General features: G+C 60.5%; 24 protein-coding genes and 1 pseudogene. 23 read left to right on the top strand and 2 right to left on the bottom strand.

Features of this window, described 5'->3' with window-relative positions; translation table 11 throughout:
• The first annotated feature begins 46 nt into the window (after window positions 1-46).
• The 22 genes and pseudogenes from ACHEXK_RS12365 to ACHEXK_RS12260 all read left to right on the top strand — a co-directional run.
• A complete protein-coding gene (locus ACHEXK_RS12365) occupies window positions 47-4,750 on the top strand; it encodes a glutamate synthase-related protein (protein ID WP_416546596.1) in 4,704 nt (1,567 codons plus the stop codon).
• Between the two features lie 29 nt (window positions 4,751-4,779).
• Entirely contained in the window at window positions 4,780-6,261 is a 1,482-nt protein-coding gene (locus ACHEXK_RS12360) for a glutamate synthase subunit beta (RefSeq protein WP_416546594.1), read from the top strand.
• Window positions 6,262-6,365: 104 nt separating this feature from the next.
• Window positions 6,366-7,181, top strand: coding sequence for an ABC transporter ATP-binding protein (locus ACHEXK_RS12355; protein WP_416546592.1), 816 nt, complete (start codon window positions 6,366-6,368; stop codon window positions 7,179-7,181).
• Complete coding sequence (mlaE, locus tag ACHEXK_RS12350) at window positions 7,178-7,960, top strand: lipid asymmetry maintenance ABC transporter permease subunit MlaE (protein WP_416546590.1); 783 nt, start codon at window positions 7,178-7,180, stop codon at window positions 7,958-7,960. Before ACHEXK_RS12355 ends, mlaE begins: the two co-directional genes overlap by 4 nt.
• Window positions 7,961-7,970: 10 nt before the next feature.
• Window positions 7,971-8,450 (top strand): outer membrane lipid asymmetry maintenance protein MlaD, encoded by a 480-nt coding sequence (gene mlaD / locus ACHEXK_RS12345; protein WP_416546588.1) that lies wholly within the window; start codon window positions 7,971-7,973, stop codon window positions 8,448-8,450.
• Entirely contained in the window at window positions 8,447-9,178 is a 732-nt protein-coding gene (locus tag ACHEXK_RS12340; protein WP_416546586.1) for a VacJ family lipoprotein, read from the top strand. Before mlaD ends, ACHEXK_RS12340 begins: the two co-directional genes overlap by 4 nt.
• A gap of 77 nt (window positions 9,179-9,255) precedes the next feature.
• Window positions 9,256-9,906 (top strand): MlaC/ttg2D family ABC transporter substrate-binding protein, encoded by a 651-nt coding sequence (locus ACHEXK_RS12335; protein ID WP_416546584.1) that lies wholly within the window; start codon window positions 9,256-9,258, stop codon window positions 9,904-9,906.
• Window positions 9,907-9,917: 11 nt separating this feature from the next.
• Window positions 9,918-10,193: an STAS domain-containing protein gene (locus ACHEXK_RS12330; protein WP_416546582.1), complete on the top strand. Its 276-nt coding sequence runs from the start codon at window positions 9,918-9,920 to the stop codon at window positions 10,191-10,193.
• Between the two features lie 84 nt (window positions 10,194-10,277).
• Window positions 10,278-11,213: an ABC transporter ATP-binding protein gene (locus ACHEXK_RS12325; RefSeq protein ID WP_416546580.1), complete on the top strand. Its 936-nt coding sequence runs from the start codon at window positions 10,278-10,280 to the stop codon at window positions 11,211-11,213.
• Entirely contained in the window at window positions 11,210-11,965 is a 756-nt protein-coding gene (locus ACHEXK_RS12320) for an ABC transporter permease (RefSeq protein WP_416546578.1), read from the top strand. Before ACHEXK_RS12325 ends, ACHEXK_RS12320 begins: the two co-directional genes overlap by 4 nt.
• Before the next feature lie 6 nt (window positions 11,966-11,971).
• Window positions 11,972-12,214 carry a BolA family protein gene (locus ACHEXK_RS12315; RefSeq protein WP_416546576.1) on the top strand — a complete coding sequence of 81 codons (243 nt, stop codon included), beginning with the start codon at window positions 11,972-11,974 and terminating at the stop codon, window positions 12,212-12,214.
• Window positions 12,215-12,251: 37 nt separating this feature from the next.
• On the top strand, window positions 12,252-13,517 hold the full coding sequence (gene murA / locus ACHEXK_RS12310; RefSeq protein ID WP_416546574.1) for a UDP-N-acetylglucosamine 1-carboxyvinyltransferase: 1,266 nt from the start codon (window positions 12,252-12,254) through the stop codon (window positions 13,515-13,517).
• Complete coding sequence (hisG, locus tag ACHEXK_RS12305) at window positions 13,514-14,155, top strand: ATP phosphoribosyltransferase (protein WP_416546572.1); 642 nt, start codon at window positions 13,514-13,516, stop codon at window positions 14,153-14,155. Before murA ends, hisG begins: the two co-directional genes overlap by 4 nt.
• A gap of 14 nt (window positions 14,156-14,169) precedes the next feature.
• The gene (hisD, locus tag ACHEXK_RS12300; RefSeq protein WP_416548941.1) at window positions 14,170-15,513 is read left to right on the top strand and encodes a histidinol dehydrogenase; all 1,344 of its coding nucleotides are present in this window, start codon (window positions 14,170-14,172) and stop codon (window positions 15,511-15,513) included.
• Entirely contained in the window at window positions 15,510-16,595 is a 1,086-nt protein-coding gene (gene hisC, locus ACHEXK_RS12295) for a histidinol-phosphate transaminase (protein WP_416546570.1), read from the top strand. The genes hisD and hisC overlap by 4 nt, the downstream gene beginning before the upstream one ends.
• Entirely contained in the window at window positions 16,592-17,182 is a 591-nt protein-coding gene (hisB, locus tag ACHEXK_RS12290) for an imidazoleglycerol-phosphate dehydratase HisB (protein WP_416546568.1), read from the top strand. The genes hisC and hisB overlap by 4 nt, the downstream gene beginning before the upstream one ends.
• A gap of 85 nt (window positions 17,183-17,267) precedes the next feature.
• Window positions 17,268-17,924 carry an imidazole glycerol phosphate synthase subunit HisH gene (hisH, locus tag ACHEXK_RS12285; RefSeq protein WP_416546566.1) on the top strand — a complete coding sequence of 219 codons (657 nt, stop codon included), beginning with the start codon at window positions 17,268-17,270 and terminating at the stop codon, window positions 17,922-17,924.
• A 48-nt stretch (window positions 17,925-17,972) separates the two neighbouring features.
• Window positions 17,973-18,713: a 1-(5-phosphoribosyl)-5-[(5-phosphoribosylamino)methylideneamino]imidazole-4-carboxamide isomerase gene (hisA, locus tag ACHEXK_RS12280; protein ID WP_100119319.1), complete on the top strand. Its 741-nt coding sequence runs from the start codon at window positions 17,973-17,975 to the stop codon at window positions 18,711-18,713.
• 19 nt (window positions 18,714-18,732) lie between these two features.
• Complete coding sequence (locus ACHEXK_RS12275) at window positions 18,733-19,590, top strand: D-hexose-6-phosphate mutarotase (RefSeq protein ID WP_416546564.1); 858 nt, start codon at window positions 18,733-18,735, stop codon at window positions 19,588-19,590.
• A 34-nt stretch (window positions 19,591-19,624) separates the two neighbouring features.
• Window positions 19,625-20,425 (top strand): imidazole glycerol phosphate synthase subunit HisF, encoded by an 801-nt coding sequence (gene hisF / locus ACHEXK_RS12270; RefSeq protein ID WP_416546562.1) that lies wholly within the window; start codon window positions 19,625-19,627, stop codon window positions 20,423-20,425.
• A 112-nt stretch (window positions 20,426-20,537) separates the two neighbouring features.
• The gene (locus tag ACHEXK_RS12265) at window positions 20,538-20,786 is read left to right on the top strand and encodes a DUF1272 domain-containing protein (RefSeq protein WP_416546560.1); all 249 of its coding nucleotides are present in this window, start codon (window positions 20,538-20,540) and stop codon (window positions 20,784-20,786) included.
• A gap of 10 nt (window positions 20,787-20,796) precedes the next feature.
• Window positions 20,797-21,102: pseudogene (locus tag ACHEXK_RS12260) on the top strand (GNAT family N-acetyltransferase); the annotation flags it as partial.
• Window positions 21,103-21,151: 49 nt separating this feature from the next.
• Here the strand turns inward: ACHEXK_RS12260 and ACHEXK_RS12255 are convergent.
• Together ACHEXK_RS12255 and ACHEXK_RS12250 are read right to left on the bottom strand one after the other, a co-directional pair.
• On the bottom strand, window positions 21,152-21,436 hold the full coding sequence (locus ACHEXK_RS12255; protein ID WP_416546558.1) for a type II toxin-antitoxin system RelE/ParE family toxin: 285 nt from the start codon (window positions 21,434-21,436) through the stop codon (window positions 21,152-21,154).
• Complete coding sequence (locus ACHEXK_RS12250; protein WP_416546556.1) at window positions 21,436-21,654, bottom strand: TA system antitoxin ParD family protein; 219 nt, start codon at window positions 21,652-21,654, stop codon at window positions 21,436-21,438. Before ACHEXK_RS12250 ends, ACHEXK_RS12255 begins: the two co-directional genes overlap by 1 nt.
• Window positions 21,655-21,794: 140 nt before the next feature.
• Between ACHEXK_RS12250 and hisI the strand changes: the two genes are divergently transcribed.
• Window positions 21,795-22,184, top strand: a complete 390-nt coding sequence (gene hisI, locus ACHEXK_RS12245) for a phosphoribosyl-AMP cyclohydrolase (protein WP_322993097.1) — start codon at window positions 21,795-21,797, stop codon at window positions 22,182-22,184.
• Window positions 22,185-22,192 lie beyond the last annotated feature (8 nt).

Below are 22,192 nucleotides of genomic sequence, written 5' to 3'. Positions count from 1 at the left end.
TGTGCACTACACTCTTCAACCTGCGTGAAAACCCTTAGGAGCGCCCATGACTTCGGCCAGTGCAAAAGAACATTTCCAATCGACCGGTCTGTATGACCCCGCCAACGAGCACGACGCTTGCGGTGTTGGCTTCGTGGCCCACATCAAGGGGCATAAAACCCACGCCATCGTGACGCAAGCGCTCAAGATCCTGGAGAACTTGGACCACCGGGGTGCTGTGGGGGCCGATGCGCTCATGGGCGACGGTGCCGGTATCTTGATTCAGCTGCCCGACGCGCTGTACCGTGACGAGATGGCCAAGCAGGGCGTGGCGCTGCCGCCTTTTGGTGAGTACGGTGTGGGCATGGTGTTCTTGCCCAAGGAGCATGCTTCACGCATGGCTTGCGAGCAAGAACTCGAGCGCGCGGTCAAGGCCGAAGGCCAAGTGGTGCTCGGCTGGCGCGATGTGCCTGTGAACCGCGACATGCCCATGTCGCCCACCGTGCGCGAAAAAGAGCCGGTCATGCGCCAGATCTTCATTGGCCGTGGTGCTGACGTGATCGTGCAAGACGCCTTGGAGCGCAAGCTGTACGTGATCCGCAAGACCGCCAGCGCCGCCATTCAAAACCTGCGCCTGACGCACAGCAACGAGTACTACATCCCCAGCATGTCCAGCCGCACCGCGGTGTACAAGGGCTTGCTGCTGGCCGACCAAGTGGGCACCTATTACTTGGACCTGCAAGACGAGCGCTGCGTCTCGGCTTTGGGTCTGGTGCACCAGCGTTTCTCCACCAACACCTTCCCCGAGTGGCCCCTGGCCCACCCTTACCGCTATGTGGCGCACAACGGCGAGATCAACACCGTCAAGGGCAACTACAACTGGATGAAGGCCCGCGAAGGCGTGATGTCTTCCCCCGTGTTGGCCGCTGATTTGCAAAAGCTCTACCCCATCAGCTTCGCCGGTCAGTCCGATACCGCCACTTTCGACAACTGCCTCGAACTTTTGACGATGGCGGGTTACCCCATCAGCCAGGCCGTGATGATGATGATCCCAGAGCCTTGGGAACAGCACACCACCATGGACGAGCGCCGCAAGGCCTTCTACGAGTACCACGCCGCCATGCTCGAGCCATGGGACGGCCCCGCCTCGATCGTGTTCACCGACGGCCGCCAGATTGGCGCCACGCTGGACCGCAACGGCCTGCGTCCTTCGCGCTACATCATCACCGACGACGACATGGTCATCATGGGCTCCGAGACCGGCGTGCTGCCGATTCCTGAGAGCAAGATCGTGCGCAAGTGGCGCTTGCAGCCCGGCAAGATGTTCCTGATCGATCTGGAACAAGGCCGCATGATCAACGACGAAGAGTTGAAGGCCGGTTTGGCCAGTGCCAAGCCCTACAAGCAATGGATCGAAAACCTGCGGGTCAAACTGGACGACGTGGCCGAGGCGCCTGTGCAAGCCGCCGCCTCCGACGTGCCCTTGCTCGACTTGCAGCAAGCCTTTGGCACCACGCAAGAAGACATCAAATTCCTGCTGGCCCCGATGGCCTCTGCCGGTGAAGAAGCCATCGGCTCCATGGGCAACGACAGCCCATTGGCGGTGTTATCTGACAAGAACAAGCCGCTCTACAACTACTTCAAGCAGTTGTTCGCGCAAGTGACCAACCCGCCCATTGACCCGATCCGCGAAGCGATTGTGATGTCGCTGGTGTCCTTCATTGGCCCCAAGCCGAACTTGCTGGACATCAACCAGGTCAACCCGCCCATGCGCTTGGAGGTGAGCCAGCCGATTCTGGACTTTGCCGACATGGCCAAGCTGCGCAACATCGAGCAAGCCACCAAGGGCAAATTCAAGAGCGCGACGCTGGACATCACTTACCCCGCGCTGTGGGGCCGTGAAGGCGTGGAGGCCAAGCTGGCCTCGCTGTGCGCCGAAGCCGTGGACGCCATCAAAGGCGGCCACAACATCCTGATCATCAGCGACCGTGGTGTGAACGCCACCCAAGTGGCCGTGCCCGCACTGCTGGCGCTGTCGGCCATCCACCAGCACCTGGTCACCGCTGGCCTGCGCACCACGGCAGGCTTGGTGGTTGAAACTGGCACTGCCCGCGAAGTGCACCACTTCGCCGTGCTGGCCGGTTATGGCGCCGAAGCCGTGCACCCCTACTTGGCGATGGAAACCCTGGCTGCGCTGCACAAAGAGTTGCCGGGTGATTTGTCCGCCGAGAAGGCCATCTACAACTACGTCAAGGCGATTGGCAAGGGCCTGTCCAAGATCATGTCCAAGATGGGCGTGTCGACCTACATGTCCTACTGCGGTGCGCAGTTGTTCGAAGCCATCGGCATCAACACCGAAACCATCAACAAGTACTTCACCGGCACCTCCAGCCGCGTAGGGGGCATTGGTGTGTTCGAGATCGCCGAAGAAGCCTTCCGCATGCACACCGCCGCCTTTGGTGACGACCCCATTTTGGCCACCATGCTGGACGCAGGCGGTGAGTACGCCTGGCGTGCCCGTGGCGAAGAGCACATGTGGACGCCCGACGCGATTGCCAAATTGCAGCACTCCACCCGTGCCAACAATTTCAGCACCTACAAGGAATACGCGCAGATCATCAACGACCAAAGCAAGCGCCACATGACCCTGCGCGGCTTGTTTGAGTTCAAGATTGACCCCTCCAAAGCCATCCCGCTGGAGCAGGTTGAGCCTGCGGCCGAAATCGTCAAGCGTTTTGCCACCGGTGCGATGTCGCTGGGTTCGATTTCCACCGAGGCACACGCCACCCTGGCTGTGGCCATGAACCGCATCGGCGGCAAGAGCAACACCGGCGAAGGCGGCGAAGACGCCAACCGTTACCGCAACGAGCTCAAGGGCATCCCCATCAAATTGGGCGATTCGCTCAAGAGCGTCATCGGTGAAGAAAACGTCGAAGTGGACATGCCTTTGGCCGCTGGAGACAGTCTGCGTTCGCGCATCAAACAGGTGGCATCTGGCCGATTTGGTGTGACGGCGGAATACCTCTCGAGCGCTGACCAAATTCAGATCAAGATGGCTCAGGGCGCCAAGCCCGGTGAAGGCGGTCAGTTGCCTGGCGGCAAAGTGTCCGACTACATCGGCAAGCTGCGCCACTCGGTGCCCGGTGTCGGTTTGATCTCGCCACCACCGCACCACGACATCTACTCGATCGAGGACTTGGCCCAGCTGATCCACGACCTGAAGAACGTCGCCCCACACAGCGACATCAGCGTGAAGCTCGTGTCCGAAATCGGCGTTGGCACCATCGCCGCCGGTGTGGCCAAGTGCAAGGCCGATCACGTTGTGATCGCGGGTCACGACGGCGGCACGGGCGCATCGCCCTGGTCGTCGGTCAAGCACGCGGGCAGCCCTTGGGAAATCGGCTTGGCCGAAACCCAGCAGACCTTGGTGCTCAACGGTTTGCGTGGCCGCATCCGCGTGCAGGCCGACGGCCAGATGAAGACCGGCCGCGACGTCGCCATTGGCGCCTTGTTGGGTGCGGACGAGTTCGGCTTCGCCACCGCACCCCTGGTGGTCGAGGGCTGCATCATGATGCGCAAATGCCATCTGAACACCTGCCCCGTGGGCGTGGCCACCCAAGACCCCACACTACGCAAGAAGTTCACCGGCAAGCCCGAGCATGTGGTGAACTACTTCTTCTTCATCGCCGAAGAAGTGCGCCAGATCATGGCCCAACTCGGCATTGCCAAGTTCGACGACCTGGTGGGCCGCGCCGACCTGCTGGACATGAAGAGTGGTGTGGCGCACTGGAAAGCCAAGGGCCTTGACTTTGGTCGTCTGTTGGCCGTGCCACAAGTGGCCTCCACCGTGGCCGTGCGCCATGTGGACACCCAAGACCACGGCTTGGAAAAAGCCCTGGACAATGTGCTGATCGCCAAAAGCCGCGCTGCCATCGACAAGGGCGAGAAAGTCCAGTTCATGGAAGTCGCCCGCAACGTGAACCGCTCGGTCGGTGCCATGCTGTCCGGTGCTGTGACCAAGGTGCATCCCGAAGGTTTGCCGGACGACACCCTGCGCATCCAACTCGAAGGCACAGGCGGTCAGTCCTTCGGTGCATTCTTGGCCAAGGGCATCACGCTGTATTTGATCGGAGAAGCCAACGACTACACCGGCAAAGGTTTGTCGGGTGGCCGTGTGGTGGTGCGCCCGAGCCTGGAGTTCCGCGGCGTGGCCTCGCAAAACATCATCGTGGGCAACACGGTCATGTACGGCGCGACCACGGGTGAGGCCTTCTTTGCGGGCGTGGCCGGCGAACGCTTTGCGGTGCGTCTGTCGGGCGCCACCGCCGTGGTGGAAGGCACAGGCGATCACGGATGCGAATACATGACCGGCGGCACCGTCGCAGTGCTGGGCAAGACTGGCCGCAACTTCGGTGCGGGCATGAGCGGCGGTATCGCTTATGTGTACGACGAAGACGGCGAGTTCGCCTCGCGCTGCAACACGGCCATGGTCAGCATGGAAAAAGTGCTCTCAGCCGCTGAGCAAGAAGCCCAAGTGGACCGCAAGGTCTGGCACCGCGACCAGGCCGATGAGGCGCAACTGAAGAAACTGCTGGAAGACCACCACAAGTGGACCGGCAGCCAGCGTGCACGCGAGTTGCTGGACAACTGGGCCACGGCCCGTGCCAAGTTCGTGAAGGTGTTCCCGAACGAATACAAACGCGCCCTGGGCGAGATCAATGCACGCAAAGCGGCGAACGCGGCCAAGGCCGCCAAGCCCGTTGCTGCCTGAGCCCCACGTCAAGAAGCTAAGGAAACATCATGGGAAAAATCACAGGTTTCATGGAATTTGAGCGCATCGAAGAGGGCTACAAGCCCGTCACCGAGCGCCTGAAGAACTACGGCGAGTTCGTGATCGGCTTGACGCCCGAGCAGTCCAAAACCCAGGCCGCACGCTGCATGGATTGCGGCACACCGTTTTGCAACAATGGCTGCCCGGTCAACAACATCATCCCGGACTTCAACGACCTGGTGTACCAGGGCGACTGGAAGAACGCGATCGAGGTGCTGCACAGCACCAACAACTTCCCCGAGTTCACCGGCCGCATCTGCCCCGCACCTTGCGAAGCGGCCTGCGTGGTCAACTTCAACGACGACGCCGTGGGCATCAAGTCCATTGAGCACGCCATCATCGACCGCGCTTGGGCCGAAGGCTGGGTCACGCCCCGTCCTGCCAAGGTCAAGACTGGCAAGACCGTGGCCGTGATCGGCGCAGGCCCTGCAGGCCTGGCCGCTGCACAGCAGCTGGCGCGCGCGGGTCACGACGTGACCTTGTTCGAGAAGAACGACCGTGTGGGTGGGTTGCTGCGCTACGGCATCCCCGACTTCAAGATGGAAAAGACGCACATCGATCGGCGCGTCCAGCAGCTCGAAGCCGAAGGCGTGAAGATCCGTACCAGCGTGTTGGTGGGCGAGTGGCCCAAGGATTCCAAGGTCACCAACTGGGCCAAGGAAACCATCAGCGCCGAGCAGCTCAAGAAAGACTTTGACGCTGTGTTGTTGACGGGTGGTTCTGAGCAGTCACGCGATCTGCCTGTGCCTGGCCGCGATTTGGACGGCATCCACTTTGCGATGGAGTTCCTGCCCCAGCAAAACAAGGTCAATGCGGGCGACAAGCTCAAAGGCCAGCTGCGTGCCGATGGCAAAAACGTCATCGTGATCGGTGGGGGCGACACCGGCAGCGACTGTGTGGGCACCAGCACCCGCCACGGCGCTGTGAGCGTCACCCAGTTTGAGGTGATGCCTGAGCCGCCCGAAAAAGAAAACAAGGCCCTTGTTTGGCCCTATTGGCCCATGAAGCTGCGCACCAGCTCGAGCCATGATGAGAGCGCCGAAAAAGGCTTGTTGCAGCGCGAGTTCGCCATTTCCACCAAAGCCTTCACCGGTGAAAAGGGCAAGGTCACGGGTTTGACCACCGTTCAAGTCGAATTCAAAGACGGCAAGATGGTCGAAGTGCCAGGCACCGAAAAACAGCACAAAGCGGACTTGGTTCTCTTGGCCATGGGTTTCACCAACCCCGTCGCCACCGTGCTCGATGCCTTTGGCATTGACAAAGATGCCCGCGGCAATGCCAAGGCCAGCACCGACTTCACAGGGGGCTATGCCACCAACGTGCCCAAAGTGTTTGCTGCTGGCGACATGCGCCGTGGACAATCGCTTGTGGTCTGGGCGATTCGCGAGGGACGTCAAGCCGCACGTGCGGTGGACGAGTTTTTGATGGGGGCGAGCGACCTGCCGCGTTGAGGAACATTTGTTCTAGGTAAAATCCCTAGAACGTTGGGTGGGGCATCCACCCATCCGCAACCTCTCGCACCACAAGAGCCGGACTGACCGGCTTTTGTTTTTTCATGAGCACCAACACACCACCGCCCCTTGTTCAATTGCGTAACCTGAGTTTCGGGTATGGCGACCGTGTCATCTTGAAGGACTTGAGCTTCAATGTGCCGCGTGGACAAGTCACGGCCCTGATGGGTGTTTCGGGGGGGGGCAAAACCACGGTGCTGCGGCTCATCGGTGGGCAAATTCGCGCCAGCCAAGGAGCGCTGTTGTTCGACGGCGAGGACATCACCCCCATGCGACAGGCCGAGTTGTATGCCGCGCGACGTCGCATGGGCATGCTGTTCCAGTTCGGTGCCTTGTTCACGGACATGAGCGTGTTCGACAACGTGGCCTTCCCCTTGCGGGAGCACACCCATTTATCGGAAGACCTGATCCGCGACATTGTGCTGATGAAACTCGATGCGGTTGGTCTGCGTGGTGCGCGGGACCTGAAACCGTCAGAGATTTCAGGCGGCATGAGCCGACGCGTGGCCTTGGCCCGCGCCATTGCCCTGGACCCCGAGTTGATCATGTACGACGAGCCCTTTGCCGGTCTCGATCCGATTTCGCTGGGTACAGCGGCACGGCTGATTCGCCGCCTGAACGACAGCCTGGGCATCACCAGCGTGGTGGTGTCGCACGATGTGACCGAGACCTTTGAGATCGCGGACCATGTGGTCATTTTGGCGCACGGAGGTGTGGCGGCGCAGGGTACACCGGCTGAGCTGCGTGCCAGCACCGACCCCTTGATTTACCAATTTGTCCATGCATTGAGCGATGGCCCCGTGCCATTCCATTACCCTGCACACCCGGCTGCGCGTGATTACGATCGGAGGTCTGCATGATCATCCGATGGTTGGCCATTTTGGGCGCGTCCACACGCCAGATGTTGGCCGATTGGGGTTTTGCTGCCCGCCTGTTTTTCAAGTTGCTGGGCATGTCGGGGGCGGTGCTCAAACGATTTGGCCTGGTGCGTGACCAAATCCATTTTTTGGGCAATTATTCACTGGCCATCATCCTGGTCTCCGGCTTGTTTGTGGGTTTTGTGCTGGGCCTGCAGGGCTACTACACCTTGCAGCGCTACGGATCGGCCGAAGCCTTGGGTCTGCTGGTGGCCCTCACGTTGGTTCGTGAATTGGGTCCGGTGGTGGCGGCATTGCTGTATGCCGGGCGGGCAGGGGCCTCACTCACGGCTGAGATTGGCTTGATGCGCGCTGGTGAGCAACTCACGGCCCTGGAGATGATGGCGGTGGACCCGGTCCAACGTATTTTGGCGCCTCGCTTTTGGGGCGGCATCATCGCTTTGCCCTTGCTGGCTGCCGTCTTCAGTGCAGTCGGTATATTGGGCGGCTACGTGGTCGGGGTGCTGCTGATCGGCGTGGACTCGGGCTCCTTTTGGAGCCAGATGCAGGGCGGTGTCGATGTGTTCAAGGACGTGGGCAACGGCATCATCAAAAGTGTGGTGTTCGGAGTGGCCGTGACCTTCATCGCTTTGCTCCAAGGCTATGTGGCCAAGCCCACGCCTGAAGGTGTGGCCAATGCCACCACGCGCAGTGTGGTGGTTTCTTCTTTGTCTGTGTTGGGGTTGGACTTCATCCTCACCGCAATGATGTTCAGTGTTTGAGGAGGACGGCATGCAAGGTTCAAAAAATGACGTGTGGGTCGGTTTGTTTGTGATGCTGGGGGCGGTTGCGGTGTTGTTCCTGGCGCTCAAGGCGGCCAATTTGTTGACTTGGAGCTTGAGCCATGACTATGAGGTGAGCGCCAAATTTGACAACATCGGCGGACTCAAACCTGGGGCTGCAGTCAAGAGCGCTGGCGTGGTGGTCGGGCGCGTTAAAAAAATCGAGTTTGACGGCGAGTCTTTTCAAGCCAAAGTGACCTTGGCCCTGCAAACCGGTTTGGCCTTTCCGCAAGACAGTTCGCTCAAAATTTTGACCAGTGGGCTGTTGGGAGAACAATACTTGGACATGTCACCAGGGGCTGATGAGAAAAATCTGGCAGCGGGCGACAAAATTGGTTCAACCCAATCGGCGGTGATCCTGGAAAATCTCATCAGCCAATTCCTCTACAACCAGGCTGAAAAACCTGCGGCCGAAAGGACCCAACCATGAACACCTTGACCCCACAACTCGGGAAAATGTGGGTGCTCGGCCTCATTTTCCTTTTGCAGGCTTGTGCATCCGTTAAGAACGCCGATGTGCGCGACCCTTGGGAGCCCATGAACCGGAGTGTGTACAACTTCAACGAAGCCCTGGACAACATGGCCATCAAACCGGCAGCCAAAGTCTACAGCGCGGTCTTGCCGAGCCCGGTGCGCGTGGGGATCCACAATTTTTTAGGCAATTTGGGCGACGTTTGGACTTTGGCCAATACCGCATTGCAGCTGAAAGTGCAGGCATCGGCAGACACGCTCATGCGCATCTCAGTCAACACCGTTTTCGGTTTGGGCGGCGTGCTGGATGTGGCTTCAGAGATGGGGCTTCAAAAGCGCAAAGAAGACTTTGGGCAAACGCTGGGTTATTGGGGTGCCAAGCCAGGCCCTTATGTGGTGCTGCCCGTGTTGGGGCCTGCCACCTTGCGCGACGCTTTGGCCACGCCCCTGGACATGCAGGGTGATGTGACTCAGCAGTTCAAGGACCCGACCACCCGCCAGGTGTTGACGGCCACACGCGTATTGGATGTGCGTTCAGGTTTCTTGGAGTCCTTGGATCTCATGAAGGCAGCGGCCCTGGACCCTTATTCCTTCGTGCGCGACGCCTATTTGCAAAAGCGGGAAAATGATGTGCACGACGGCAATCCCCCCGCACGCTTTGACTATTCAGAGTCAGATATCCCTTAATGGATGGCACCAAGCCAGGCCTGCTGAACGTTACAGTTGTTCACAAGATGCCGGCGGCTTGACCTTATAGTGATGGCATGAAAATTTCTAACCTGATGTCCTTGACTCGCCGGAACGGTTTGTGGGCCGCCGCTTTGGTGTTGACCTCTGCCTGCATGCCTGCATGGGCAGCCGACGAGGCACCAGACGCCTTCGTCAAACGCATCACCAACGACACCTTGGACCTCATCAAGGCGGACAAATCGCTGCGCGGCGGAGACATCGGCAAACTCGTCCAGTTGGTGGATGCCAAGTTGATGCCCCATGTGAATTTTCGGCGCATGACTTCTTTGGCCACCGGCCCTGCTTGGCGCAAAGCCACGCCGGAACAGCAAAAACGTTTGCAAGATGAGTTCAAGATTTTGCTCGTGCGCACCTATTCGGGCGCGCTGAGCCAAATCACTGACCAAGTGGTGGTGGTCAAACCCTTGCGTGCTGGCCAAGAAGACAAAAATCTGGTGGTCAACACCGAAGTGCGTGGCAAGGGTGATCCGATTCAGCTGGACTACCGCTTGGAAAAGACCCCTGGTGAAGGCTCAGGCTGGATGATCTTTGACTTGAATGTGCTGGGTGTCTGGTTGATTGAGAACTACCGAACTCAATTCACCAAAGAAATCAATGCCGGGGGCATCGATGCCCTGATCGCCAGTTTGGTGCTGCGCAACAAATCCAACGCCAAGTCCGGTTGAATGGCGTGAACATGACCGCTTTGAAGTTGCCCCCCCGTTTGCTGCACGACCAGGCCAATGCTTGCCTGGCGCTGTGGGTGGCGCAACTGCCGGTGAATTTGCCCGCCTCAGTGGGTCTCGATGCTGCGGCATTGACCGAATTTGATTCTTCGGTTTTGGCCGTTTTGCTGGGATTGCGGCGAGAGTTGGTGCATCGAGGCAGCGTTTTGCACGTGACAGGCATGTCGCCGCGCTTGCGTGAATTGGCTGGCTTGTACGGGGTGATTGAACTGCTTGAGCCTGCTTGAATGAGGGGTTTTCAGGTCTTTTTGGCCTTATCCCTGTGCCCGGCTCAGGGCTGTGTGGGTCAGCACTTAAAATAGAGCTCTCCCATGTCCGCGCTCTCTTTCCAATCCGTCTCTAAAACCTATCCTGCACGTCAGGCAGGTACAGCTGCATTCAAAGCGCTTGACCAAGTCAGCTTTGATGTGCAAGAGGGCGAGTTTTTTGGTCTTCTGGGTCCCAATGGCGCAGGCAAAACCACCTTGATCAGCACCTTGGCGGGTTTGAGTCGCCCCACCACAGGGCGTGTGCTGGTGCATGGTCATGATGTCCAAACCGATTACGCCGCCGCACGCCGCCTTTTGGGTGTGGTGCCGCAGGAGTTGGTGTTTGACCCTTTTTTCACAGTGCGTGAATCCCTGCGCATTCAATCGGGCTATTTCGATGTCAAGCACAACGACGCTTGGATCGATGAGCTGTTGGACAGTCTGGGCTTGGCCGATAAAGCCAACGCCAACATGCGTCAGCTCTCGGGCGGCATGAAGCGCCGTGTTCTGGTGGCCCAAGCCCTCGTTCACATGCCGCGTGTCATCGTGCTCGACGAGCCCACTGCCGGTGTTGACGTGGAGCTGCGTCAGACCTTGTGGCAGTTCATCGCCAAACTCAACAAGCAAGGCCACACCGTCTTGCTCACCACCCATTACTTGGAAGAAGCCGAGGCCCTGTGCGGGCGCATCGCCATGCTCAAGCGCGGCCAATTGCTGGCGCTGGAGCGCACCTCCGATTTGCTGCGCTCGGCCACCAGCCAAGTCTTGCGTTTCAAGCTCGACGGCGACTTGCCACCTGCCGTAGCGGCCATCGCCCGCGTCACGGGTCGCATCGTCCAGCTGCCCGTGCACAATGCGGTCGAGATCGAAAATCACCTCGCCACCATCCGCACCGCCGGCTTGGTCGCGGAAGACGTGGAGATCCGCCAAGCAGACCTGGAAGATGTCTTCCTCGAAGTCATGAACCGCAAACAAACCAGCTCGGGAGCTCTGGCATGACGGGCTGGCAAACACTGCTCTACAAAGAGGTGCTGCGTTTTTGGAAGGTCGCTTTCCAGACGGTGGCCGCGCCCGTGCTCACTTCGGTGCTGTACATGCTCATCTTTGGTCATGTGCTCGAAGACCATGTCCAGGTCTATGACAAGGTGCCCTACACCTCGTTTTTGCTGCCGGGCTTGATGATGATGGGCGTTTTGCAAAACGCGTTTGCCAACAGCTCGTCGAGTTTGGTTCAGAGCAAGATCATGGGTAGCTTGGTGTTTCTGTTGCTCACCCCCTTGTCTCACCGCAGCTGGTTTGTGGCCTATGTGGGCTCGTCGGTGGTGCGGGGTTTGGCGGTGGGCTTGGGTGTGTTTGTCATCACCGGCTGGATGGTCAACATCACTTTCGTCAACCCGTTGTGGATTTTGGTCTTTGCCGTCATGGGCGCCGCCATGATGGGCGCATTGGGTGTGATCGCCGGTTTGTGGGCAGAAAAGTTCGACCAGATGGCGGCTTTCCAGAACTTCATCATCATGCCCATGACGTTCCTGTCAGGCGTGTTTTACTCCATCCATTCGCTGCCGCCGTTTTGGCAAAAGCTGAGCCACCTGAACCCGTTTTTCTACATGATCGATGGCTTTCGCTATGGCTTTTTCGGCCAAAGCGATGTCTCGCCTTGGATCAGTTTGGCGGTGGTCGGTACCGCCTTGGCGGCCATCGCTGGACTGACCCTTCACCTTTTGCGCATCGGTTACAAAATCCGAAGCTGAAACCCCATGAACGCTGAGCAACTCCAAGCCATCATCGCCGCAGGCCTTTCATGCACCCACCTCGCGGTGGAGGGCGATGGCCGCCACTGGAGCGCCGTGGTCGTGTCCGAGGCCTTTGCTGGCATGCGCCCCATTGCCCGCCACCAACGGGTGTACGCCACGCTGGGCCAGAAAATGCACACCGACGAGGTGCATGCCTTGTCGATGAAAACTTACACGCCCGCTGAATGGGCCGCACAAGCGAAATGAACCGATGGCCTGCGGGCCCAACGCACCGATTTGACCCATGGACAAACTGAAAATTCGCGGCGGCCACCGCCTGCAAGGCACGCTCGATGTGTCGGGCGCCAAAAACGCTGCCCTGCCTGAGTTGTGCGCCGCTTTGCTCAGCGCCGAACCCGTCACGCTGGCCAATGTGCCGCGCCTGCAAGACGTCTCGACCATGCTCAAGCTGATCCGCAACATGGGTGTGACGGCTGAACACCATGACGACGGCCGCGTCACGCTGGATGCGGGTGCTTTGAGCAACCCCGAGGCGCCCTACGAGTTGGTGAAAACCATGCGTGCTTCTGTGCTGGCGCTGGGTCCTTTGCTGGCCCGCTTTGGCCACGCCAAGGTGTCGCTTCCAGGCGGTTGTGCCATTGGCTCGCGGCCGGTCGACCAGCACATCAAGGGCCTGCAGGCCATGGGTGCCGTCATCACGGTGGACCATGGCTACATGCTGGCCAGCTTGCCCGCTGGGCGCACGCGCCTGAAGGGCGCGCACATCACCACCGACATGGTCACCGTCACGGGCACTGAAAACTTCATGATGGCCGCGGCCTTGGCCGAAGGCGAGACGGTGTTGGAAAACGCGGCTCAGGAGCCTGAAATTCCCGACCTGGCCGAGATGCTCATCAAAATGGGCGCAAAAATCGAAGGCCACGGCACCCGCCGTATCCGCATCCAGGGTGTGGACCGTTTGCACGGTTGCGAACACCAAGTGGTGGCCGACCGCATCGAGGCGGGCACCTTCTTGTGCGCCGTAGCCGCCACGGGCGGTGATGTGGTGCTGCGCCACGGCCGCGCCGACCACCTCGAAGTCGTGATTGAAAAGTTGCGCGACGCTGGCGCCACCATCGAGGCGGGCGAGGACTTCATCCGCGTCAAGGCCGATGGGCGCTTGAAAGCCCAGAGCTTTCGCACCACCGAATACCCGGGCTTCCCGACCGACATGCAGGCGCAGTTCATGGCCCTCAACTGCATTGCGCAGGGGGCGAGCAAGGTGACCGAAACCATTTTTGAAAACCGCTTCATGCACGTCAATGAGTTGGTGCGGCTGGGTGCGCACATCCAGATCGACGGCAAAGTGGCGGTGATCGAGGGTGTGGACAAGCTGTCAGGCGCCACCGTGATGGCCACCGACTTGCGGGCTTCGGCCAGTTTGGTGATTGCCGGTTTGGTGGCCGAGGGCGAAACCATGGTCGACCGCATCTACCACTTGGACCGCGGCTACGACCGCATGGAACTGAAATTGCGCGGCCTGGGCGCCGATATCGAAAGAGTGAAATGATCACGCTGGCCCTGTCCAAAGGACGCATCTTTGACGAAACCTTGCCGCTGCTCCAAGCCGCGGGCATCGAGGTGCTCGAAGATCCCGAGAAATCCCGCAAGCTGATCTTGCCCACCAACCAGCCCAACGTGCGCGTGGTGCTGGTGCGCGCCAGCGATGTGCCCACCTATGTGGAATATGGCGGCGCCGACTTGGGCGTGACGGGCCTGGATACTTTGATTGAACACGGCGGCCAAGGCCTGTACCAGCCACTCGACCTGAACATTGCCAAATGCCGCATGAGTGTGGCGATGCGGGCCGATGACGACTACGCAGCGCTCGTGCGTACGGGCGCACGCTTGAAAGTGGCCACCAAATACACCACCATTGCCCGCGACTTTTTTGCCACCAAAGGTGTGCATGTGGACTTGATCAAGCTCTACGGCAGCATGGAGTTGGCGCCCCTGACAGGCCTGGCCGATGCGATCGTGGATCTGGTGTCTACCGGCAACACGCTCAAGGCCAACCACCTGGTCGAGGTCGAACGCATCATGGACATCAGCTCACGCTTGGTGGTGAACCAGGCCGCGCTCAAGCTCAAGCAAGCGCCGATTCGCGCCATCATCGACGCTTTTGCAGGCGCCGTGAAGAAAGACTGAACCCCATGGACCTGATGTCTTTGCATGCCACACCTTTGCAACTGAACACGGCGGATGCCGGGTTCGAAGCGGCCTTCGCGGCGCGCCTGCATTGGTCTGCCGACACCGACGCCGCCATTGAGCAGCGGGTGGCCGACATCTTGCTGGATGTGCAGCAACGGGGTGATGCGGCTGTTCTGGCGTACACCCAGCGCTTTGATGGCCTGCAAGCCGCCGATGTGAAGGCATTGGAGATCACCCAAACCGAATTGAAGGCGGCTTTGGACAGCTTGCCCGCCTTACAACGCGAAGCCCTGCAAGCCGCTGCCGCCCGTGTGCGCCAGTACCACGAAGCGCAAAAGAAAGCCTCGGGCGAAAGCTGGAGCTACCGTGACGACGACGGCACCTTGCTGGGCCAAAAAGTCACGCCGCTTGACCGGGTGGGCATTTACGTGCCCGGTGGCAAAGCGGCTTACCCGTCTTCGGTGTTGATGAACGCCATTCCTGCCCATGTGGCCGGGGTGCAGGAGATCATCATGGTGGTGCCCACGCCCCAGGGCGTGCGCAACCCGTTGGTGCTGGCTGCCGCTTGTGTGGCGGGTGTGAGCCGCGCCTTCACGGTGGGTGGTGCGCAGGCCGTGGCCGCGCTGGCTTACGGCACCGCCACCATTCCCAAGGTGGACAAGATCACCGGCCCGGGCAACGCCTATGTGGCCAGCGCCAAAAAGCGCGTGTTCGGCACCGTGGGCATCGACATGATCGCGGGCCCCTCAGAAATCTTGGTTTTGGCCGATGGCACCACGCCTGCCGAATGGGTGGCGATGGACCTCTTCAGCCAGGCCGAGCACGACGAGTTGGCGCAAAGCATTTTGCTGTGCCCCGATGCGGCCTATATTGCCGAGGTGCAGGCTGCCATTGACCGTCTGCTGCCCGCCATGCCCCGCAGCGAGATCATCGCCAAGAGCTTGAACGACCGGGGTGCGCTGATCCTCACGCGCAGCATGGAAGAAGCCTGCGCCATCAGCAACCGCATCGCGCCCGAACACCTGGAGGTGTCAAGCAGTGAGCCGCACCGTTGGGAGCCCTTGCTGCGCCACGCAGGTGCCATCTTTTTGGGTGCGTTCACCAGCGAGTCGCTGGGCGACTATTGCGCTGGTCCCAACCACGTGTTGCCCACCAGCGGCACGGCGCGCTTCTCATCGCCTTTGGGCGTGTACGACTTCCAAAAACGCAGCAGCCTGATCGAGGTGAGCGAAGCCGGTGCGCAAACTTTGGGTCGCATCGCCGCTGAGCTGGCTTATGGCGAAGGCCTGCAAGCACATGCCCGCGCTGCTGAATTGCGTTTGAAACCTGTGCCCCCCATGCGAGATGCGAAATGAGCCACGTCCGTCCTGAACTCATGCAAAAAATCCGCCAGGACGTGCAGTCCATGCACGCTTATGCCATCCAGGATTCGGTCGGCATGGTCAAGCTCGACGCGATGGAGAACCCGCACCGCTTGCCTGCAGAGCTGCAAAAGGCCTTGGGCGAGCGACTGGGCGCGCTGGCACTGAACCGCTACCCCGATGGCCGTGTGAACGAGCTGCGCCAAGCCTTGGCCCAATACGCTGGCATGCCCGAAGGCTTCGACATCATGCTGGGCAACGGCTCGGACGAGTTGATCTCCTTGCTGGCGCTGGCTTGCGATGTGCCTGGCGCTTCGATTCTCTCGCCCTTGCCGGGCTTTGTGATGTATGCCATGAGCGCTCAGTTGCAAGGCTTGGCCTTCCACGGTGTGCCGCTCACGGCCGACTTTGAACTCGACGAAGCCGCCATGTTGGCGGCCATTGCCGAGCACAAGCCGTCCATCGTGTACCTGGCTTACCCCAACAACCCCACCGGCAACCTGTGGAACGACGAGACGATCGAAAAGATCGTGCTGGCCCAAGGCGCTCAAGGCGGCCTGGTCGTCATGGACGAGGCCTACCAGCCCTTTGCCAGCCGCAGCTATGCAGACCGCATCACGCGTCACTCGCATGTTTTGCTCATGCGCACGCTGTCCAAATTTGGCCTGGCCGGTGTGCGTCTGGGTTACATGATTGGCCCCAAGACCCTCATCGCCGAGATCGACAAAGTGCGCCCGCCTTACAACATCAGCGTTCTCAACTGCGAGTGCGCTCTTTTTGCCTTGGAGCACACCGAGGTGTTTGCGGCCCAAGCCAAAGACCTGCGCGAGCAGCGCACCCGTTTGCTGAAAGAACTGGCCGCCATGCCCGGCGTGACGCCCTTCCCGAGCGAGGCCAACATGATTCTGGCCCGCGTGCCCGATGCGGCCAAAACCTTTGACGGCCTGAAGGTCCGCGGTGTGCTGATCAAGAACATTTCTAAAATGCACCCATTGCTCGCCAACTGCTTGCGCCTGACGGTGGGCACCGCCGCAGAAAACGACCAACTCCTTGCCGCTTTGAAAGTCACCTTATGAACCGCACCGCTGCCGTCACGCGCCAAACCGCCGAGACGAACATCCGCGTCGCCCTCAACCTCGACGGAACGGGCCAGGCCAAGCTGGCTTCGGGCATCGGTTTTCTGGACCACATGCTGGACCAGATCGCCCGCCACGGTTTGATCGACCTGGACATCGCGTGCGAAGGTGACCTGCACATCGACGGTCACCACACGGTGGAAGACATTGGCATCACCCTGGGACAGGCCTTTGCCCAAGCCATTGGCGACAAAAAAGGCATCCGCCGTTATGGCCACGCCTACGTGCCGCTGGACGAAGCGCTCAGCCGCGTGGTGGTGGATTTTTCGGGCCGCCCCGGTTTGCACATGGACGTGAACTTCACCTCCGGTTCGCTGGGTACGCTCGACACCCAACTGGTTTATGAGTTCTTCCAGGGCTTTGTGAACCACGCGCTGTGCACGCTGCACATCGACAACCTCAAGGGCGTGAACGCGCACCACCAGTGCGAGACGATTTTCAAGGCCTTCGCCCGCGCCGTGCGTGCTGCGCTCGAACTCGATCCGCGCTCGGCGGGTGTGATTCCCTCCACCAAAGGCAGTTTGTAATGCCCCCACGCTCTGCAATTCGTGTCATCGCTGCCCCCCGAGGGGGCTTCGCCCTCCCTTGGGGCGGCCCGGCGGGAGGGCGGACATGAGCGTCAACCGCGTCGCTGTCGTCGATTACGGCATGGGCAACCTGCGCAGTGTGGCGCAGGCCGTCATGCACGCCGCCTCCAGCGTGGACCATGCCGAAGTCACCGTCACGTCTGACCCGCAAGTGGTGCGCGATGCACACCGCGTGGTCTTGCCGGGGCAGGGCGCCATGCCCGACTGCATGCGTGAGTTGCGCGAGTCGGGCCTGCTGGACGCCGTGCTCGAAGCCGCCGCCAGCAAGCCCCTGTTTGGCGTGTGCGTGGGCATGCAAATGCTGCTGGACCACAGCGACGAGGGCGACACGCCCGGTTTGGGCCTGATCCCCGGCCGTGTCGTCAAGTTCGATTTGGCCGGGCGCATTCAGCCGGACGGCACCCGCTACAAAGTGCCGCAGATGGGCTGGAACCAGGTCTGGCAAGCTGCGCCTGCCCACCCGCTGTGGAACGGCATCGCTGACGGCAGCTGGTATTACTTCGTGCACAGTTTTTATGCCCAGGTGGCCAGCCCGGCGCACAGTGCGGCCCAGACCGATTACGGCGGCCGCTTTGCTTGCGCCATTGCCCGTGACAATATTTTTGCCACCCAGTTTCACCCCGAAAAAAGCGCGGACCAAGGCCTGGCCTTGTTCCGCAATTTCCTCCACTGGCAGCCTTGAGAAGTTTTCACTGCCGTTTATCAGCCCCTCAGCCTTTTTTAATTCGCCATGATTCTGATTCCCGCCATTGACCTCAAAGACGGCCACTGTGTTCGCCTCAAACAGGGCGACATGGACCAAGCCACGACCTTTGGCGAAGACCCCGCCGCCATGGCCCGCACCTGGCTCGAAAAAGGCGCACGCCGCCTGCACTTGGTGGATCTGAATGGCGCCTTCGCGGGCAAACCGCAAAACTTCAGCGCCATCAAGTCCATCCTCAAGGCCGTGGGCGATGACATCCCGGTGCAGTTGGGCGGTGGCATCCGCGATCTGGACACGATTGAAAAATACATCGACAGCGGCCTGCGCTACGTGATCATCGGCACCGCCGCCGTGAAGAACCCGGGCTTCTTGAAAGACGCCTGCACCGCTTTTGGCGGCCACATCATCGTGGGCTTGGACGCCAAGGACGGTAAAGTGGCCACCGACGGCTGGAGCAAGCTCACCGGCCACGAAGTGGTGGACTTGGCCAAGAAGTTCGAAGACTGGGGCGTTGAGTCCATCATCTACACCGACATCGGCCGCGACGGCATGTTGAGTGGCATCAACATCGACGCCACCGTCAAACTGGCCCAAGCCCTCCACATTCCCGTGATCGCCTCAGGCGGCCTGTCCAACATGGCCGACATCGAGCAGCTCTGCGCCGTCGAAGACGAAGGCGTGGAAGGCGTGATCTGCGGCCGCGCCGTGTATTCGGGCGACCTCGACTTCGCGCTGGCGCAGCAACGCGCCGACGAACTGAACGGTTGAACCCCACAGGACAAGCCAGATGACCGGGCAGGCCACTTGTCGCGACACCGTGTTCGCAGGCCTGCCGGCTTGCGAGTTGGCGTTGCCAGCGGGCGACCGCTTGGTGGTGGCCCTGCACGGTGCGCATGTGCTCTCCTGGGTATCGGGTGGCCAAGAGCGGCTGTACCTCAGCCCCCAAAGCGTGATGGACGGCCAAGCCGCCATCCGCGGCGGTGTGCCCGTCTGCTTTCCTCAGTTCAACCAACGCGGCCCCCTGGCCGAGCGCTTGCCTAAACACGGCTTTGCCCGCAACGTGGCCTGGTTGGCCGATGCGCCCGAACTGGGAGCCGAGCATGCCCGCCTCACGCTGCGCCTGAACGACAACTTTCAGACCCGCGCCTGGTGGCCCCAAGCCTTTGCCTTGGCGCTGCACATCGACCTGGGCCCGGGCGCCTTGCAACTGACGCTGGACGTGCACAACACAGACACCCAAGCGCTGGCGTTCTCTGGCGCACTGCACACCTATTTGGCCGTGCCCGACGTGACGCAGGCCACGCTGCAAGGCTTGGGCGGCCAGCCCGAGTGGGATTCACTCACCGACACCCATGCGCACGCGGCCGAGGCGATCGGCTTTGCCGCCGAGTTTGACCGCGTCTACGAAGCCGGGCCACAGCCCATGACGCTGAACAAGACCCTGCACATCCGCCAAAGCCCCAGCTGGGCCAACACGGTGGTCTGGAACCCCGCGCAAGACCTGTGCAAGCGCTTGGCCGACATGCCCGACGAGGGCTGGCGGCACATGCTGTGCGTCGAAGCTGCGCAGGTGTATGCGCCCATCACCTTGCCTGCGGGCGGGCGCTGGACGGGATGGCAGCGCTTGCAAGTGCTGAAACCCTAAAAAACCCTGAACCCATTCAACCAGAGAAGTCGCCATGCTCGCCAAACGCATCATCCCTTGCCTCGACGTGACCGGCGGTCGCGTGGTCAAGGGCGTCAACTTTGTCGAACTGCGTGATGCCGGCGACCCGGTGGAAATCGCGGCCCGCTACAACGAGCAGGGCGCTGACGAACTCACGTTTTTGGACATCACCGCCACCAGCGACGGGCGCGACGTGATCCTGCACATCATCGAAGCCGTGGCCAGCCAGGTCTTTATTCCGCTCACCGTGGGCGGTGGTGTGCGCACGGTGGAAGACGTGCGCCGATTGCTCAACGCCGGGGCTGACAAAACCAGCTTCAACTCGGCGGCCATTGCCAACCCGCAAGTCATCCGCGAAGCGTCGGCCAAATACGGCGCGCAATGCATCGTGGTGGCCATCGACGCCAAGCGCCGCAGCGCCGAAGACGAGCAGCGCATCGGCACCAACGGTTTGGCCCTAGGTCCCGGTTGGGACGTGTACAGCCACGGCGGCCGCAAAAACGTGGGCCTGGACGCGGTGGCCTGGGCCACCCAAATGGCCGAGTACGGCGCGGGCGAAATCCTGCTCACCAGCATGGACCGCGACGGCACCAAAAGTGGCTTTGATTTGCAACTGACCCGCGCCGTGAGCGACGCGGTGAGCGTGCCCGTGATCGCATCGGGTGGCGTAGGCAATCTCGACCACCTGGCTGATGGCGTGAGCCTCGGCGGGGCTGACGCCGTGCTGGCCGCCAGCATCTTCCATTACGGTGAGTACACCGTGCAGCAGGCCAAAGAGCGGATGCGGGAGCGGGGGATTCCGGTGCGCTTGTGACAAGGCACTGAAGGCAAACAGCCGAACGAATGGCCTGGCACTGGCTGTACTCATCGGGTTGGGTGAACTAAATTCAGTTCACGTGAAATCAATAAGAACAGTGGAAGACACCATGCTTCAATTGCGCCCAAGCTGTGAATGCTGCGACAAAGACCTTCCCCCCGATTCCACGGAAGCACGCATTTGCTCTTTTGAATGCACCTTCTGCGCGGCATGCGCAGAGAGCGTGCTGGCCGGCAAGTGCCCCAACTGCGGGGGTGAACTGCTGGCCCGCCCGCGCCGGCCTGCAGCCAAGTTGAGCAAGTTCCCTGCCTCCACCGAACGCGTCGTGCAGCAGCAGGGCTGCCAGGCGGCAGCATGAAAACGACCTGATGCACATCGCCACAGAGCCCGCCAACCAGCCCGAAGTTCTTGCGCTCATTGAGCAGCTGGACGCTTACCAGAAGCCCCTCTATCCAGCCGAGAGCCACCACGGGATCGGCATGGCTGCCCTGTCGCAGCCGAATGTCGTTTTCGCGGTCGCACGCGATGAATGGGGCCAGGCGGTGGCTTGTGGGGCCATCGTGCTTGAGCCGGCTGATGGGGAGCTCAAGAGAATGTTCACGCTGCCCAGCCACCGGGGCAGAGGCATCGCCCGCTCGGTGGTGCAATGGCTGGAAGCACAAGCTCAGGCCCAATTCGCTGACTGTTCTGTGGGTGTTCAAGCCAAAGCGCAGTCACTGAGCATTACCGCTTTAACCCCGCATAAATATTTTCATGTGGCCCGACCGCCAGCAGCATGGCTTCAGTGGGGGCTGTTTTGTGCGGCTGCAGTTCATAAGCCAGCAGAGTTTCTTGGCCGTTCAGTTTGAACTTGTAGACGAACACACCCGCGAGGTCGCCTTTCTTTTCCTCGCCCAGCTGAGGATTCTGAAGAATGGCCTGGATGGCTTCATCCAGTGTTTTTTTGTCGCGGGCGTGCAGTTTTTTTGCCACCCGGTTGAACGATGGCGAGGCGCTGACTTGCAGCATCAGCCAAACTCATAAGGCGCAGCCAGTCCGGCTTTGAATTCTTCTCGCGAAAGCATGGTGTCTTGAATCATGCGCAAAGGCATATCCGGGTTGTCGATCACGGCTTTGCCGATGCGTGCCCAGTATTCGATTTGCCGTGGTACCGAGCGGTGCTCGGCGGCGGCGTACGGTTTGGCGTCTTCGACCAACTCGTCAGACAGTTTCATTGCAACAGCCATGGTGCTTCTCCTTGGTGGGTTGTATTTTGCAACCAATGGGTGTTTTGTGCAACCCGACAAGCCGTTCGTGCAGCTGGCTTCGTGGTGCTATCTGGTGCGTCGGCTGTCCTTACACCCCAATGTCTTAAGATCACTCCCCTATGAACTGGCTCGATCAAATCAAATGGGACGACAAAGGCTTGGTGCCTGTGATCGCCCAAGAAAAAGACACTGGCGACGTGATGATGTTCGCCTGGATGAACCGCGAGGCTTTGCAAAAGACGGCCGAGCTGAAAAGGGCGGTGTATTTCAGCCGTTCACGCAACAAGCTGTGGTTCAAGGGCGAGGAGTCGGGCCATGTGCAGACGGTGCACGACATCCGCATCGATTGCGACAACGATGTGGTGCTGCTCAAAATTACCCAGCTGGGGCATGAGCCGGGCATTGCCTGCCACACGGGCCGCCACAGCTGCTTTTTCCAGAGCTTGCAGCCCGAAGGCTGGCAGGCTGTTGATCCGGTCCTTAAAGACCCTGAAACCATTTACAAGTGAGCGCTCCA

It is taken from the genome of Limnohabitans sp. DCL3 (assembly GCF_048019295.1).
Lineage (GTDB): Bacteria > Pseudomonadota > Gammaproteobacteria > Burkholderiales > Burkholderiaceae_C > Limnohabitans_A.
The sequence above is the reverse complement of the archived record's forward strand: the minus strand, read 5'-3'. Positions and strand labels throughout refer to the sequence as shown.